Source organism: Enterococcus dispar ATCC 51266 (assembly GCF_000406945.1).
GTDB lineage: Bacteria > Bacillota > Bacilli > Lactobacillales > Enterococcaceae > Enterococcus_C > Enterococcus_C dispar.
On the sequence record NZ_KE136354.1, the window covers coordinates 1,042,125 to 1,059,719 of the forward strand.

The following is a 17,595-nucleotide window of genomic DNA, read 5'->3' on the forward strand; positions in this document are numbered from 1 at the left end:
TGAAAGAAGGCGATTTTTTTGCGCATCCTCCAAACGCGAGACACAATGAGTGAGATTTATTTAGCAGCAGTAAAAATTCGTAATCAAGTTTTTGTAAAAGAGCAAAACGTTCCCCTATCGATTGAAATCGATGGCAATGAAGCTTATGCCATTCATTTTGTGTTATATGATGACAATAAAACACCCCTTGCAACAGTTCGGTTATTGCCTATTAATGATGAAATCGTAAAAGTACAACGAATGGCTGTATTAAAAGACTATCGGGGTAAAGGCTTAGGAAAAATATTGCTAAAAGGTGCAGAAGATTTCGCCAAAGAGCATGATTTTAAAGAAATTACTTTAGGAGCACAGTGGCAAGTTCGTAATTTTTATCAAGAAATGGGTTTTAAAGAGCAAGGAGACCCTTTTTATGAAGCTGGAATGAAACATATCACCATGACAAAATTGCTCACAAAATAAACTCCCCAAAATAAATACCCAAAGAAATAGTGTCCTGCTACGAGGATAGCGCATTATTTCTTTGGGTAAATTATTTAGTTAGACTCGCTACATATGCACGCACACCCTCAGCGATTCCTGATGCTACTTTATCTTGAAAATCAGTTTGTTTCATGATAACTAAGTCTTTATCACTATTTAAATAGCCTAACTCTAACAAAATACTAGGCCGATTGGACTGACGCAAGACAAAGTAGTTGCCAACACGAATCCCATTATTATTTAAAGTGAGATTTTTAGCTAATGTACTGTTAAGAATTGTCGCTACAGTTCTGTCATCTTGATAGTAGTAGTAAGTTGTTTGACCGTCCATCCCATTATCGTAATCATATTTATCGTAATGAATACTAATAAATAAATCTGCATTTTCTGCCATTGCTTTATCTGCAATGGTACTTAAGTCAAGATATTTATCTTGCGTGCGCGTATAAGCAACACTAACCCCTAGTTTTTCTAATGCTGATCCAACTTTTTTTACCGTTTGAAGCGTCAATTCTTTTTCAATTAATGTACCATCATCACTTTCGGCACCAGTATCCATCCCGCCGTGTCCCGCATCCAATACTACTTTGAATTGTGCTAATGTAGGGTTTACTTTACGTGAGCTTGTGACGATCTTGGTATTTTCTTTTTTCAGCCAACCAATTTGGCCTTCGTTTGTATTAATCTGTATCCAATCATCCTGACTTGCTAAATAGAGTCCCCACTCGCCACGATATAGTTTTACAACAGTTTCACTCTTTTCAGCCGGGGATTTTTTTAGGGAAACATAGTCATTAGCTGTTTGTGCTTCAGTACTGTATAGTGCCGGATCAACATAAACTTGAACTTTTTTTGAAGCGACGGTTAAAGGGTCTGGCTGCTCAATTTTCAAAAACGAAGATTGCGCCGTTTTTTCTACTGGTTGTTTGATTGCATCACTTTTCGGCTCACTATGCCAAACCAACATGCCTATACCCGCTATACTGATTACTAAAATCATGAAACCTAACTTGGTTTTTGTCTTCATCGAATGTCCAACCTGTATTTTAATTTGATATCTCTATTGTACCTTAAAATCCTTAAATGAACCTAAAAAGACTATCCCACAAAAATGCGGGATAGTCTTTTTATTTTCGTGACAACTGCTTGTAGCGGTCATACCAAATATCGATATAGCCTTCAGAAAAAGGACCTTTACCATTATTAATCCAATCCACTAATATTTTGACGTTTTCTTTTAAGATATAATCAACGTCTTGGGGATAATGCATGAGTTTACTGTGCTGCTCATATTCATCCACGTCTAGTAGCCGCTTTTCACCGTCAGGAAAAACCTTGATATCAAGATCATAATCAATGTACTTCAAGGCCTCCTCATCTAATAAATAAGGTGAAGCTAGATTACAATAATAGGAGACACCTTTTTCACGAATCATGGCAATGACGTTAAACCAACACTTTTTATGAAAATAGACGATTGCGGGTTCTCTGGTTACCCATCGTCTACCATCTGACTCCGTTACGAGTGTGTGGTCGTTTACGCCAATCATCGAATATTCACTGGTTTTTAAAACCATTGTATCTCGCCACGTACGGTGCAAATTGCCATCGTGTTTATAACTTTGAATCGTTACAAACTCGCCTTCTTTTGGAATTTGCATGCTATAACCCTTCCCTTTTAACCATGATGGTATGTTGGGTATGTTTTACACCGACATCGTAATTATTATAGCAATAAAAGTAAGCCTTGACTAGAAATGTTTATTCACTGTTTCCTTTTTTCCAATAGTTCGACTAACTTTTGTTGCGGCTTGGGAAAAACATAGTGGTCAAATTCTTTAATCGCGACAAATTGACTTTTTGAGGGAAGTAAAAAATCGGCTTGCTTGACGCCATAAAAAAGTAAAACGTGCCATTTTAGATGACTAAAAATGTGTTTTATTTCACCCAAGTGGCGCTTTTGCCAGACAACATCTTTCGACAATAACTCTGGTAGCGGAACATCTTCAGCTACAGAAAAAAGATCTAAAACATCAGCTTGTTTACCAAAATTTTTTTGAGCAAATTCAAAAGATTCACGACTAACCTCAATTAATGGAAATGTCCACATTTTTGCCAACAATCCTTCATCTGCTCTTTGAGTTAAGAGGTATTCGCCATTGGCATTTGTAATGGCTGTTGCAAAGTAATAGACATCTTTGGGTTTAGCCGCTTTTGTTTTAACAGGATATTTTTCTTGTTGGCCAGTTTGATAGGCAAAACAAAAGTTTTTTAAAGGACAGCTTTCACAGTCTGGGTTTTTAGGTGTACAAATTCCTGAACCTAAATCCATCAACGCTTGATTAAAATCTCCTGGTGCCGATAACGGTATTAGTCGGCGCAGTACTTGATCAAAAATCTTACGACTAGCTGGTTTTGCAATGTCAGCGTCAATCCCATATAAACGACTCACTACGCGCATGGCATTCCCATCAATAGCAGGCTCCGCTTTTTGAAAAGCAATACTGGCAATTGCTCCGGCAGTGTAAGGGCCAATTCCTTTCAGTGAACCAATCGCTGCAATATCTGTAGGAAAGACACCGTCAAATTCTGTCATGATTTGCTGGGCTGCTTTTTTTAAGTTGCGAGCACGGGAATAATACCCTAACCCTTCCCAGACTTTTAAAAGTTCTTGCTCATCACTTTGTGCAAGCGACGCAATGGTAGGATATTTTGCGGTAAAGCGATAAAAATAATCAATAACTGTGTCCACTCGAGTTTGTTGCAACATAATTTCAGAAATCCAGATAAAATAGGGATCTTGGGTTTGTCGCCAAGGCAGGTTGCGCCGATTTTTTTGGTACCAATCGATAAAAATGGCTTGCAACTTTTTTATTTGTGCTTCATTTAAATACTCATTCTGTCTGTTCATCGATAAATTGCTGAATCTCCTCTAATGAAAAGCCCTTTTGATAAAGACTTTGTTTAATTTTTTGATTACGAATCTGCGGTGCTTTATTTTGATGACGTCGCCACAGTCTTTCGCCAGCTTTTTTTAAAGCTTCTTTTTCTGTTTCTTCATCTACTTCCAGTGACAGACTCTCTAGTACTGCACTTACAATATCGCCATTAAATCCTTTTTGACGCAAAGCTAATTGCAATTTTTGCTTTGTTTCTTTAAAACTTTTATTATGAATTTTTTTGAGCACTTTTTGGGCAGTATGCGTTGCGACTTCAAACTGGGTCTTCTCATCATATAACCAAAGAGCATTTTCAATCACATCTGGGCTGAGTCCTTTTTGACGCAGTTGCTGTTTAATTACTCCCGGTCCTTTATCACTTAAGCGCATTTGCGTTCTGACATAACTTTCACCATAGATTTTATCATCTAAAACTGTTAAGTCTTTTAAGTGTGCGATAATTTTTTCACGATCCAAACTGGGAATTTCACGTTCTCTTAAATAACTTCGTACTTCTTTTTCTGACCGAAGCTGATAACTAATATAATTTAGTGCCAATTGAACGCCCACATCATAATGTGCGTTTTTATTGATTTCATTAATTGTTTTTTCGTCTAATTCCATTCCTTTTAGCAAGCGGAACTTAATCAATAGATCTTCAGAAACTCGTAACGTTTCACCATTAGATAAATCAACCTCATAAAAACCATGTTTTCCTTTTGCCACTCGTGCAACGGTAATCATTTAGAACCCTCCTTTAGCAATTTATTTTAAAATAAATAAATGTAATACTACGCGAATATACGTTTGTAGTGTACCATAAAATCCCCTTTCTCCAAAGCTTTCGGGATTGTTTTGTTTCCTGAAATAGTATGTTAAGATAGCTACAGTAAAATAGAAAAAAGCGGAGATTTAATTTTTAATCACCGAAAACAAGGAGCCATTTATGGAACAAGTTGTAAAACTGGGACAAAAAATTAACGTTACCATCAAACGTTTGGGTATTAATGGAGAAGGAATTGCTTATTTCAAACGCTTAATCATTTTTATTCCCAAAGCTTTACCAGGAGAAAAAGTTACTGCAAAAATTACCAACGTGACTGCAAAATTCGCCGAAGCCGAGATTCAGCAAATTATGAAAAAAAGTCCAGATCGAATTACTGCCCCTTGTGTTTTTTATGATCGTTGCGGAGGTTGTCAGTTACAACACCTGGCTTATCCCAAACAACTGGATTTTAAGCGCGATTTATTGCAACAAGCTTTAACAAAGTTCAAACCGGCCGGGTATAAAAATTATAAACTAAAAGAAACAATCGGGATGGATAATCCTTGGCGTTATCGGAATAAAGCCCAATTTCAACTGCGTTATAATTCACAAAAACGAAAAGCTGAAGCTGGGCTTTATGAAACAGGCTCCCATAATTTAGTCGCAATTGATAATTGTATTGTCCAAGAGCCTGATACCCAAACTGTTATTAATACTGCTTTACAATTAGTTAATAAATATCAAATTCCAATTTACGACGAAAAGAAAAATAGTGGAATTTTAAAAACGTTAATGGTGCGAAAAGGTGTTCAAACAGGTGAAGTCCAGTTGGTATTTATTACCCATACGAATAAATTACCACAAAAAAATAGTTTGATTCGTGAATTAACCCAACGGCTCCCTTTTCTTGTTTCCATTATGCAAAATGTGCAAAGTAAAAAAACTTCGCTAGTTATGGGTGATAGTACGGAACTTTTATGGGGCAAAGAAAGTATTGCCGAATCTTTAGATGAGTTGAAATTTGATCTATCTGCCCGTGCATTTTTTCAATTAAATCCTTATCAAACCAAAATTTTGTATGATGAAGCCCGTAAAGCTTTAGCACTCTCCACACAAGAAACACTCGTAGATGCCTATTGCGGGGTCGGAACAATTGGTCTTTCCATGGCCAAAACTGCTAAAGAAGTACGGGGTATGGATACAATTAGTCAGGCAATTGCAGATGCTCAGCACAATGCTAAACGCCTGGGCGTTACAAATACCCATTACCAAACTGGAACTGCTGAAGAATTATTACCACAGTGGTTAAAAGACGGTTTTCGACCAGATGCGATTGTAGTAGACCCGCCGCGAACCGGTTTAGATCAAAAATTATTACGAGCTTTGACGCAGCAGCCAGTCAAAAAGTTCGTTTATATTTCTTGTAATGTCTCCACACTTGCAAGAGATTTAGTTACTTTAGCTGACGTTTATAATATTCATTATTTACAATCTGTGGATATGTTTCCTCAAACTGCCCGCTGTGAAGTAGTTGTAAAAATGACTAAAAAATAAAAACTTTTTATCCAATAGGCAAATCCGCTTCATTTGCAATCCAGATTAATAACTTCAAGTTATTTTAGTCGCAAAATTTTGATACCACAAAAATTGTATGCTTTTTAAGCTATAGAATATTGCTATGATTTTTTTGTTAAAAACTCTCTTAAACAGCAAAACAAAAAGGCTACTGGAATGTTTTCCAGTAGCCTGAGTTTTTCACATTAGAATTTAACGGGTGTAGCTGTAGCTTGTAGTACTTCGTTTAGTTCTTCGATATTTTTGCGTCCTTGTGTACGCATCCATTCTTTAGCAGCTTCTTCTCCTCCTGTAATGAACGATTCCACCCCATTGGCCCAAGTTGCCCGACCACATAAGACACCATTGAAAGTTGAACCTGCCTCTTTGGCAAATTTCAATGTTTCTTGGAATAATTCTGCCGAAACACCGGCTGATAAGAAGATAAATGGTAGATTCGTTGCTTCTGATTGTTCTTTGAAGTAAGCCATCGCTTCTTCTTTGGTATACGCCACTTCGCCTTTAGCGTAACCTTCCACATAGTTCATATTAACTGGTACTTCCATTTTCAATACATCGACGCCATAACGTGGTTTAGAAAATTCTTTCATCATTTCAATAACTTTGTGCGGTTTTTTCACAGCATATTCTTTAGTGCTGGCGTCAGAATCATTGGCATCATAAGAAACGAGCTCTAAAAAGAATGGTAAATCTTCCGCCGCACATTCTGAACCGATCCGTTCCATGAAAGCTTTCTTTTGGTCGTTAATTTCATCACTTTCATCCACATCGTAGTAAAGCAAGAATTTACAAGCGTCAGCCCCTGCTTCTTTAAGACGTTTAACCGACCAGATAGACAAGATGTCAGGTAAGCGACCAGGTGTTGAAGCGTCATATCCTGTTTTTTCATAAGCTAATAATAACCCAGCATTTTCAGCTCTTACTTTAGCTGCCGGTAAACCATATTCTGGGTCAAGTAAGATAGAAGAAGCATATTGGGTTAATTCAGAGGAGACAATTTTTTTGAAATCTTCAATTTGAACACCTTGCGCTTCTGTATCTTGGTACTTATTAATCATTTTCTTTAAAGCGCCCCGTTGATCGATGGCGAGTGCGGAAATCACACCATTTTTGTCACTTAATTGTTTGATAAAGGCTTTTTTTGCTTCTGTTGTCATTTGTATATTCCTCCTAATATTTTTCTAAACTAAAGACACGTTTAATTGATTAAATAACTTTTGATAATTATCTAAATTAATGTGTCCGGTTACAGCTTCTTGCGCATTAAGCATACCCAAAACATTGGCTTTTTTCAAGACATCGTTATCTGAATCACCATTATTAATTGCAGAAGTTAGACCTGCTACAGTTGAATCACCAGAACCAACCGGATTGACAACTTCAATTTTGGGAATTTCTACACGGTAAAATTTATCATTATGTTTAGCAAAAGCACCCTTTGCGCCCATTGAAACAACGATCCATTCCACGCCGTCAAACAGGCTATCTTGTAATGCTTCTTTTAGTACTTCAATATTGTCACTGACATCGCGGCCTAATAAGTCTGCTAGTTCTTCGGTATTGGGTTTAATAAGAAGTGGTTTAGCCTCCCCTTGTAAAGCCAATTTCAAAGATTCACCTGAACAATCTAAAATGACCGGTTTATGATACATGTGACAAATTGTAATCATTTGGGCATAGAAATCTTTCGGTAAACCTGTTGGTAGACTTCCAGAAAAGGAGAGGATACTGGCATCTTTAACTAAATCGGTAAAATGATTTAAGAAAACCTCAGCTTCTGCATCTGAAATTACCGGCCCACTTTCCAAAATTTCGGTTTGTTTGCCTTCATGTAAGATTGCAATACAGTTTCTAGTTTCGCCATTAATTGGACTAAAAGAATGTGTAATTCCCGCTTCATCCAAATCCTTTTTGATACTTTCTCCTAAAAAGCCACCTAAAAGACCACTAGCTGTTACTTCATCTTCTAACTGTTTTAAGACCCGCGTGACATTTAACCCTTTACCACCAGCAGTTTTTTTTACATCAATTACACGATTGACTGTATCAAGCTTAAACGTTTCAAGGGGATAAGAAATATCAATCGAAGGATTCATCGTAATGGTTACAATCATAATCATGCCTCCATTTAATCAATTATTTTTATAATTTTATTAATCGTGGTATTCGCCCCGATCCCATTTTTCTAAGAATTCATCAAAATAATGAGGATCTGTTTGGGCTGGTTTAGCACCTTCCACTCCATTAATTTTTTTTATTAATGCTTCATTTTCCGGTGTTTTTTTATACTCAGCTTTAATGAAAGCTTCAATAATATCATTAATCAAAAATTCACCTGTAATTTTTCCACCAAAACCAATCACGTTGGCATTTAGCTGTTGTTTGGCATAAATAGCCGTTGTCATATCTCGTACCAAAGCTGCTCGCACTCCTGGAACTTTATTAACCGCATTTGTAATCCCAACACCAGTACCACAAATCGTCACACCGAGATCAGCAGTCCCACTAGTCACAGCTTCTCCAACACGTTTTCCATATATTGGATAATGCGTGCGAGTAAAATCGTAAGTTCCACAATCGATTACTTCATACCCTTTACTTTTCAAAAAATCCGCAACAGCAATTTTTGTGTCTGTAACAATGTGGTCACAACCAATAGCAATTTTCATGAGTATTCCTCCATTTTATTACGCCATTTTATTTAACATATCTACACGAATCTGATGACGTCCACCATCATAATGGGCAGCTAAGAATTCTTTGACAATATTTTTAGCCAATTCTTCTCCCACAATTTCAGCACCAATGGTAATCATCCGCGCATTATTGTGTTCTCTTGTCATATAAGCAGAACGTTCATCTGAAACCTCGGCGGCTACCATTCCTTTTACCTTTGTCGCCACCATAAAACTCCCTGCTCCATAACCGTCAAAAGCAATTCCCATTGATCCTTCATTTTCTTTCACATCATTGGCGATGGCTAAAGTTGAATCAACAAAATCTGATCCGTCAATGGATTTATCAATAACTTCATAACCTTCGCTAGTTAAATAGTCTTTGACAACATCTTTCAATTTTTTACCTTGTTCATCTGAACCAATTACAACCCGCATCACAGTTCCTCCTATTGCATGATATTTGTATATTGTTTATAGTAATTTTTTACCGCTTCATTGATGGTATCATCAGTGTACAGTCCATCAATTTTATTTAAGTTATAAAAATTATAAAAAGCATTCTGATTAAACTTATTTGCATCTGCGACCAAAAACTTTTGTTGCGCTTTATCTAATACTAGCTGTTGAAACTTTCCTTCTTCAATACTAAAAGTGGAAACAAATTCTTCCATAATACCGTTTACACCGACAAAAGCTTTTTGAATACTTAATTTTTGAATTGTTTCAATGGCAATTGACCCCACAAAAGCACCAGTAATTTTTCGATATGCACCACCAATAAGATATAAATCGTGTTGCTCGTTGGTCGTAAGTAAATTGAAAACAGGTAAGCTATTGGTAATAATTCGTAACCTTTTTGGGGGTAAATATTTCGTCATCAATTCAATTGTTGTCCCTGTACCAAGAAAAATGGTATCCCCTTCTTGGATGGCCGCGGCGGCATTTTTAGCAATAAATTCTTTTTCACGACTATGCAATTGTTTTTTTTCACCATGAGATAATTCAATCGGTTTTTCACTTTCAAAGCTTAGACTTTTAGCTCCACCATGTACACGAATCAAGCGATTTTGAGAAGCCAATTCGTCGAGGTCACGTCGAATTGTCATGTCCGAAACATGGAGCTGTTCTTGAATAAATTTTACCGTGACCACTCCATGCAATTCACATAAAGTCATAATGGCCTGTTGACGTTTTGTTTTCAGCATCTCATCACCTTCCTTTGTTATAATAAAACACTTATAAACAAAATTCAACATTTTTCTAAGATATATGTTTATTTTTTTGCGTTTTTTTGTTTTAAAAGTAATTAACAGAATAATAAAACAAAAAAACAAACACTTTCATGAACAAAAGTGTTTGCTTTCCTTGCGCAATATTTCATTTAATAATTTCAACTTTATCTTCAAAGATCTGAGAACTATTATATTCATCTGGATTGGTCACAACAGCAGTCACATCTTTTAAGTGATAAAAAGTATAGAAATCTTCTTTATCAATTTTTGAAGTATCCATGAGTAAATAGCGCGCAACAGAATTTTGTAAAGCAATGGACTGCGTTTGCCCTTCTTCAATCGTCGCGGTCATAATTTTATCTTCTTTCAATGCATTGCAACTAAAAAAACTTTTATGAAAATGCATATTGGTTAATGACATATTAGCGATATCACCAAAAAAAGAACGCGTTCGCATACGCATTTCCCCGCCAATTAGATACACTTTCAAATTTCCTCGTTTATGACTTAATATTTCAAAAACTGGTAAACAATTTGTAACAACACGCAATGAATCGTGTTGTATTAGTTGCGCTAAAACTTCAATTGTCGTTCCCGGTCCTAAAAAAATTGTTTCCTCTTCATTAATAAGTTCCAAAGCTTTTTGTGCGATAAATCGCTTTTCTGGCATATTCATAATTTGTTTATCTGAATGAGATAATTCTTCTTGTCGATAAGTATGAATCGTTTTGGCACCGCCATGTACACGCTTTAAGCGGCCTTGATCTTCTAATTCAGTCAAATCACGCCGCACCGTCATATCAGAAACATTTAAGCGTTCCACAATATCTGCGACACGAATCGTTCCTTTTTCATCCACCAAAGAGACAATTGCGTTAAAACGCTCCTCTTTTAACATTCAAAATCCTCCTTGCAGTATATATTTTTAACTATTACGCTATTTAAAATACTAGCGTTTTACTTTTACTATTCAAAAGGAGCCATACACGTGTATGACTCCTTTTTTCTAATCAAACATAGAATCAAATAAAGATAGTTGATTTTCATCTGGTAAATCTTTTAAGACACCATTTTCTGACATATATTCAATCAATGTTTTCGAAACTTTCCCACGATTAGCCAAGTCTTCTTTTGAAAGAAACGGCCCGTCTTTTCTAGCTTCAACGATTTGTTTCGCAACGTTTATACCCAAACTTGGAACCGCACGAAATGGTGCAATTAGTTTATTGTCTTCAATTACAAAATTCACCGCATCTGATTTATACAAATCAATCATGCCAAATTCCATTCCACGTTCTAACATTTCATTGGTTAACTCTAAAACAGTTAACAGATTCTTTTCTTTGGTGGAAGCTTCCATCCCTTTGTCCGTGATTTCTTTCATCCGATCTTTGACCGCATCTTTTCCTCTTGTCATAGAAACTAAATCAAAGTCATCCGCACGAACTGAAAAATAAGCACAATAATATAAAATTGGATAATAAACTTTAAAATAAGCCACCCGTAACGCCATTAAGACATAGGCGGCCGCATGGGCCTTAGGAAACATATACTTAATCTTTGAACAAGAGTCAATGTACCAATCCGGCACATCATTTTCCCGCATCGCAGCTAAATAGGTTTCTCTTAACTCATCTGGAATTTTATTCCATTGTCCTTTCCGAACGGTTTCCATAATTTTAAAAGCCATACCACTTTCCAGACCTGCGTGCATTAGATATACCATGATATCATCACGACAACCAATTACTTCTGCCAAAGTTGCTTTGCCTTGCCGAATTAATTCTTCTGCATTACCTAACCAAACGTCGGTTCCATGAGAAAGACCAGAAATTTGTAATAATTCTGCAAAAGTCGCAGGATGCGTTTCTTCTAACATGCCGCGTACAAATCGTGTTCCAAATTCGGGAATACCTAATGTACCGGTACGTGAATAAATTTGATCTTCTGTCACATCTAAAACTTCTGGGCCATCAAATATTCGCATGACGTTAGGATCATCTGTCGGAATTGTTTTTGGATCAATGCCCGATAAGTCTTGTAACATCCGAATTACAGTGGGATCATCATGACCTAAGATATCCAGTTTTAAAATATTATCGTGAATAGAATGAAAGTCAAAGTGTGTGGTTTTCCATTCTGCACTTAAATCATCAGCTGGATATTGAATCGGGGTAAAGTCATAAACATCCATATAATCTGGAATAACAATAATCCCCCCTGGGTGCTGACCTGTCGTTCGTTTTACCCCGGTAGCCCCTTGTGCTAACCGATCGATTTCCGCTGCACGTAATTGCATATTATGATCTCTTTCATAGCCTTTCACAAAACCATAAGCGGTTTTATCGGCAACTGTACCAATTGTTCCAGCACGATAAACATAATCTTCTCCAAACAATACTTTGGTATAGTTGTGAGCTTCGGGTTGATATTCTCCCGAGAAATTCAAATCAATATCGGGAACCTTATCGCCTTTAAAGCCTAAGAAAGTTTCAAAAGGAATATCGTGACCATCTTTATTCAGACGGGTACCACATTTCGGACAAGCTTTTTCCGGCATATCAAAACCTGAACCATAAGAACCATCTTCATAAAATTCTGAGTACTGGCAATTTGGACAGTAATAATGGGGCGCTAAAGGATTTACCTCTGTAATCCCTGTCATTGTAGCCACAAAACTAGAGCCCACTGATCCTCTGGAACCAACTAAATAGCCATCTTCATTACTTTTATGCACTAATTTTTGAGAAATCAAATAAATAACGGAAAAGCCATTTCCTATAATTGATTTTAATTCTTTTTCCAATCGTTTTTCAACAATATCTGGTAGCGGATCGCCGTATAATTCTTTGGCCCGGTTATAACTTAAATTGGTGATTTCTTCTTCTGAACCCGGAATTTTAGGTGTATATAATTTATCTTTAACCGGGATAACTTTTTCACAAGAATCTAAAAGTTTATTGGGATTTTCCACGACGATTTCTTTGGCCGTTTCTGCACCTAAAAATTGAAAGGCAGTTAACATTTCATCTGTGGTACGAAAATGAACAGCCGGTAAACTATGACGATTTAGTGGATTTGCGCCACCTTGTGAATTAATTAAAATTTTACGATAAATAGCATCTTCTTCATTTAAGTAATGCACGTTCCCAGTAGCCACTACAGGTTTATTAAGCTCATGTCCAATTTCTACCAAATTGCGGATAATATCCTCCAAATCAGCTTCATTTTTGACCAATTCTTGTTCAATCAATGGTGCATATACTGCTTTAGGCATGACTTCAATATAATCATAAAACTTTGCTCTTTCTTTAGCTTCGTCAACACCTTTTTGCATCATGGCAACAAAAACTTCACCCTTATCACAAGCTGTACCTAACAAAAGTCCATCTCTTAATTTTAAAATTTCTGAGCGGGGAATTCTGGGAACACCACCGTGAAAATATTTAACATTGCCCATTGAAATTAATTTAAATAAATTTTTTAGGCCAACCTGGGTCTGGGCTAAAATAGTAGCATGAAACGGTCTTGCCGCTTTAAAAGAGTTCTCTCCTCCGACATGTCGATTTAAATCTTCATGATAGTGCATATCGTGATTTTCTATTGCTTCTTTGACAAAAATCCAAGCTAGATGGCCGGTAGCTTCAGAGTCATAAATGGCCCGGTGGTGTTGTTCCAAACCAACACCAAATTTTTTCGTTAAAACACCCAGGCCGAAACGTTTAAATTCTGGATACAAATAGCGCGCCAATTCCAACGTATCGATTACAGGATTTTTGGCTTCCGGCATTTCCAAACGTTTATACGTAGTATTAATAAATCCCATATCAAAAGAAGCATTATGAGCAACTAATACGCTGTCTTTAGCAAATTCAGTGAATAACGCCATCACTTCTTTTTCTGGCTTTGAACCTCGAACCATTTCATCGGTAATCCCGGTCAAATCTACTGTCGTTTTTGATAAAGGATGACCTGGATCAATAAATTCATCAAATGTGGCAATAACATTTCCCTTATGCATTTTAACAGCTGCTAATTCAATAATCGTATCATAGACAGCAGACAAGCCTGTAGTTTCCACGTCAAAAACGACATAAGTTGCATCTGTTAACGATACATGTGCTGGATTATAAGCAACCGGAACACCATCATCAACAACGAAAGCTTCGACACCGTATAAAACTTTGACCCCAGCTTTTTCTCCAGCATGATAAGCATCAGGAAACCCTTGCGCGCCCCCGTGATCTGTGACCGCAATCCCACGATGCCCCCACTTTCCAGCCTGGGCAACTAGGTCTGAAATACTATTTGTTGCATCCATAGTACTCATGTTGGAATGCAGATGAAGTTCCACTCTTTTTTCATTTTCAGGTGCATAATCTTTGCGAGGCTCATGTTTTACCTCTGCAATATCTTGGGCAATCATGACTAAATCGCGTTGGAAAGTATCTTCTTGAATACTTCCGCGAATCTTCAACCATTTTCCCTTTGTTAAGGCATCAAAAATTTGTTCATCTTTTTCCCCATTGGAAAACTTTTTAACGATAAAAGATGAAGTATAGTCGGTTACTTTTAACGTCAATAATTTACGTTTAGTTCGAAGTTCTCGTACCTCAGCGTCAAAAACAAATCCTTCAAAAGTAACACGTCGTTCTTCTTCGACAATATTTACCATTGGCATAATTGGTTCATCACTAGGGATATTACGCCCTAAGACAAGCGGACCGAGCACTGGATTTTTTTCTTGTTTTTTCTTTTGTTCATGAAGCGCCATATTTTCTTGGGCCTGTCGCATTAATTGTGCGTGTTGTTCTTCTTGTCTTTGTGCCATTTCTTGCATGGCTTGGGCACCTTTTGCTTCGTCAAAACGGGGTTCAATCCGAAATTTGGTAAAACCAAAATCTTGATAGCTCATTTCCATCTTCGGTAAATACTCACTTGTTAAATACGAAATAACAGCTTCATTTACGACTGGAAGAATAATTTTATTATTTTCTTTAAATGGGACTTGTCCTTTTACAGCTTGCTCCACTGCTTTAGTACTACAATTCTGTTGCATTGCCAAAAACCAATAGTCTTGTAAAATTGCTTCGTCAAAATCAGCTTGAACTACATTTATGTGCAACTTCACATTGGCTATTTCGCTGAAAGCTAATTGTAGCTTTTGCCAAATTTTTTGATATAAAGCAGCAGGTAAAATTTCGGCTAAAGACAAGGTGAATTCCCAAACGCGCGATTTCCGATGGACAACTACCTCGGTAATTTCGCCGTCTTTTAACAAGGGATGCTGTCTTTCTTCTGGCGCCAAATCGATTTGCTCTAATAAAATCGCAAACCGTTCTTTTTCATTTGCCAAAAAATCTTCCCCTTTCTTATAAAACCACTATTACTTATTATTAAAACTATAATCTTTTGCAAATAAAATTAAGTCTCTTCATTTAAAAGGTACCTGAAATAGTATAAGCCATATTTGCAATTATTGCACTCATAAAAAAATGCCAAACATTGAAATTTGTTTGACATTTTTATTGTGAAATATTTTATCCATTTGTCTATTGTTCACGAAAATTCAAGTGTTTTTCTTTTCCGACAAGTTTTAAAAGAACCAACGTTGAATATCATTCCACGTTACTAAAACCATCAGTAGGAGTAAAAAGCCAAAGCCAATTAAAGTTAAAATTCCTTCTTTTTCCTGACTAAGGGGTTTGCCACGAACACCTTCGATGATATTGAGCACAATTTTCCCACCATCTAACGCTGGAATTGGCAATAAATTCATTACTCCTAAGTTCATGGAAATCACCGCCATTAATACCATTACCGTCAAAGGACCTTGTTTAGCCGCTTCGGATGACATTTGAAACATCGCAACAGGGCCGCCTAATTTATTGATATCGGGTTTAGCAATTAGATTTCCTAGAGCTCGCAACAATTGTACTGAGCTATTTGCTGCTTGTTTAATTCCTCCAGTTAACTTCCCTATTACGCTAGTATCCATCGGGGCTTGAACACCAATCCGAACAACTTCTTGACCATCAATTTTTTCTTTTTTAGGAGTAACTTCTGCAGTAATTGTTTTATTATTTCTTTTAATGGTAAAATGTAAAACTTCATTTTTGCTGCTCGTAATCGCCGCTGTTAGATCCTCCCAAGAAGAAATCTTTTGTCCGTCAACACTTTCAATAGCATCGCCTGCTTTTAAGTTTGCTATTTGTGCTGGCGAATTGTCACTAATAGTACCGATTTTATTAGTATCGGTTATTGGCACACCACCTTGCAAGAAGGTAATAATGATAAACAAAACAATTGCTAATAAAAAATTATTCATGGGACCTGCAAAATTAGTCAACATTCGTTGCCATAGCTTGGCTGATTGAAATTGTACATCCCGTGGTGCAATTCGTACCTCAACGCCATCAGATTCAATAATCGTTGTATCATGTAAAACAGCATATGACACAAGCTGACTTTCATCGCCATTTTGATAACCAGAGACAAAGAGTTTATCTTCTAAATCAAATTCAGCCAATTCAAAAGGAAAGGCGGTTGCCAATTGAATTTTACTACTAGTATTAATCTGTTTTACTTTACCTTCATCATTTAAAACAAGGCCAATTGGCATCCCAGGGGTTAACTCTACTTCGTCTTCACCATTACCGGCCATTCGGACATAACCACCAATTGGTAGTGCGCGTAAAGTAAATGTGGTGCCATCTTTCCCTTGATGTCCCCAAATTTTTGGTCCCATTCCAATCGCAAATTCCCGTACTAAAATACCAGCTCTTTTGGCAAAAAAGTAGTGACCAAATTCGTGTATAATTACAATTACACTAAATACGAGAATAAATGTAATAAGTGTCTTCATATTTTGTCTTCCTTTCATTAATAGCTTTTGTCATACAAAAACTATTTTCCCCACACAAAAGCTGTGCTTTTACATTTTAGCATAGAAATAGCTTGGACAAAACTTTCCCATGTCTTTTTGTCATTTTATCCTTGCAGTTTTTTAGAATCAACCATTCATCCAAATTTTTTAACAAAAAAACAGCCTCCAAAAGTAAGACAAAGGTCAAACTTTTAAAGACTGCCTCTATTTGTTTAAAAAATTCCAAATAAATGCATAATAGGAAAAACAAACAGCATACTATCAAAACGATCCAAAATACCCCCGTGGCCTGGTAAAATATTTCCTGAATCTTTTACGTCAAAATGACGTTTAATCGCCGATTCCACCAAATCACCAAACTGGCCAACAATAGAAAAAATAATCGTGAAAACGAGAACGAGTGGTAATGAATGACCAAAATCTTGTTTACTTTGGAAAATTACAACATAAATCGCTGCGACAACTACAGCAGATATAATTCCTCCAAGTGCGCCTTCAACTGTTTTATTCGGTGAAATTTCAGGCCATAATTTATTTTTGCCATATTGACGACCAATCATATACGCCCCAATATCTGTAGCCCAAACAATTAGTAGACCAAAGAATAAAATGATTAAACTCTCGCTGCGAGCGCTCACGAATTCACGAAAACCCATCCCTACATATAAACTGACCAAAACCGGAAAACCGGCTTCATCGATGGTATACATATTTTTGGAAACAACGGCAGCACCTAATAATAACAATACCGTTAAATAGAATAACGAAAAATTATCGACATTGGCTGGTAAAAAGAAAAACCAGCGCTCTTTAGGCAATACAAGTAAAACAGCTCCGATTGCACTAATGATACCTTCAAAACTAATAATGTTTAGTTCTTTCATTCTAAATAATTCATAAACAGCCACTACAGCTAAAACCGCTGCAGTCACTTCAATTGCTACACCACCGACATAAATAATGGGAATAAATAATGCCAGTGCGACAACTGCTGTGATAACTCTTTGTCTCACAACTATTCCTCCTTTGTTTTACAATT

Annotated in this window: 15 protein-coding genes; 2 read left to right on the forward strand and 13 right to left on the reverse strand. The window is 36.6% G+C overall.

What is annotated here, in order from left to right:
- Positions 1-18 precede the first annotated feature (18 nt).
- Entirely contained in the window at positions 19-459 is a 441-nt protein-coding gene (locus RK01_RS05055; protein WP_016172203.1) for a GNAT family N-acetyltransferase, read from the forward strand.
- Positions 460-529: 70 nt separating this feature from the next.
- Here RK01_RS05055 and RK01_RS05060 read toward each other — a convergent pair whose 3' ends face one another.
- The 4 genes from RK01_RS05060 to recX form a co-directional block, all read right to left on the reverse strand.
- Entirely contained in the window at positions 530-1,507 is a 978-nt protein-coding gene (locus RK01_RS05060) for an N-acetylmuramoyl-L-alanine amidase (RefSeq protein WP_016172204.1), read from the reverse strand.
- A gap of 100 nt (positions 1,508-1,607) precedes the next feature.
- A complete protein-coding gene (ntdP, locus tag RK01_RS05065) occupies positions 1,608-2,141 on the reverse strand; it encodes a nucleoside tri-diphosphate phosphatase (RefSeq protein ID WP_016172205.1) in 534 nt (177 codons plus the stop codon).
- 104 nt (positions 2,142-2,245) lie between these two features.
- On the reverse strand, positions 2,246-3,391 hold the full coding sequence (gene mutY / locus RK01_RS05070) for an A/G-specific adenine glycosylase (protein WP_016172206.1): 1,146 nt from the start codon (positions 3,389-3,391) through the stop codon (positions 2,246-2,248).
- Positions 3,375-4,163 carry a recombination regulator RecX gene (recX, locus tag RK01_RS05075; RefSeq protein WP_016172207.1) on the reverse strand — a complete coding sequence of 263 codons (789 nt, stop codon included), beginning with the start codon at positions 4,161-4,163 and terminating at the stop codon, positions 3,375-3,377. Before recX ends, mutY begins: the two co-directional genes overlap by 17 nt.
- A 202-nt stretch (positions 4,164-4,365) precedes the next feature.
- Between recX and rlmD the strand changes: the two genes are divergently transcribed.
- Positions 4,366-5,739 carry a 23S rRNA (uracil(1939)-C(5))-methyltransferase RlmD gene (gene rlmD / locus RK01_RS05080; protein WP_016172208.1) on the forward strand — a complete coding sequence of 458 codons (1,374 nt, stop codon included), beginning with the start codon at positions 4,366-4,368 and terminating at the stop codon, positions 5,737-5,739.
- Between the two features lie 206 nt (positions 5,740-5,945).
- On the opposite strand, the gene lacD is transcribed toward rlmD, so the two are convergent.
- From lacD to RK01_RS05125, 9 genes are all read right to left on the reverse strand, one after another.
- Positions 5,946-6,917, reverse strand: a complete 972-nt coding sequence (gene lacD, locus RK01_RS05085) for a tagatose-bisphosphate aldolase (protein WP_016172209.1) — start codon at positions 6,915-6,917, stop codon at positions 5,946-5,948.
- A 24-nt stretch (positions 6,918-6,941) separates the two neighbouring features.
- The gene (gene lacC / locus RK01_RS05090; protein WP_016172210.1) at positions 6,942-7,874 is read right to left on the reverse strand and encodes a tagatose-6-phosphate kinase; all 933 of its coding nucleotides are present in this window, start codon (positions 7,872-7,874) and stop codon (positions 6,942-6,944) included.
- 39 nt (positions 7,875-7,913) lie between these two features.
- Entirely contained in the window at positions 7,914-8,429 is a 516-nt protein-coding gene (lacB, locus tag RK01_RS05095) for a galactose-6-phosphate isomerase subunit LacB (protein ID WP_016172211.1), read from the reverse strand.
- 18 nt (positions 8,430-8,447) lie between these two features.
- Entirely contained in the window at positions 8,448-8,873 is a 426-nt protein-coding gene (gene lacA / locus RK01_RS05100; RefSeq protein ID WP_016172212.1) for a galactose-6-phosphate isomerase subunit LacA, read from the reverse strand.
- An 11-nt stretch (positions 8,874-8,884) separates the two neighbouring features.
- Positions 8,885-9,643, reverse strand: a complete 759-nt coding sequence (locus tag RK01_RS05105) for a DeoR/GlpR family DNA-binding transcription regulator (protein WP_016172213.1) — start codon at positions 9,641-9,643, stop codon at positions 8,885-8,887.
- 172 nt (positions 9,644-9,815) lie between these two features.
- The gene (locus RK01_RS05110) at positions 9,816-10,568 is read right to left on the reverse strand and encodes a DeoR/GlpR family DNA-binding transcription regulator (protein WP_016172214.1); all 753 of its coding nucleotides are present in this window, start codon (positions 10,566-10,568) and stop codon (positions 9,816-9,818) included.
- A gap of 108 nt (positions 10,569-10,676) precedes the next feature.
- Complete coding sequence (locus RK01_RS05115) at positions 10,677-15,026, reverse strand: PolC-type DNA polymerase III (RefSeq protein ID WP_016172215.1); 4,350 nt, start codon at positions 15,024-15,026, stop codon at positions 10,677-10,679.
- A 240-nt stretch (positions 15,027-15,266) separates the two neighbouring features.
- On the reverse strand, positions 15,267-16,535 hold the full coding sequence (rseP, locus tag RK01_RS05120; protein ID WP_016172216.1) for an RIP metalloprotease RseP: 1,269 nt from the start codon (positions 16,533-16,535) through the stop codon (positions 15,267-15,269).
- A gap of 233 nt (positions 16,536-16,768) precedes the next feature.
- A complete protein-coding gene (locus RK01_RS05125) occupies positions 16,769-17,569 on the reverse strand; it encodes a phosphatidate cytidylyltransferase (protein ID WP_016172217.1) in 801 nt (266 codons plus the stop codon).
- Positions 17,570-17,595 lie beyond the last annotated feature (26 nt).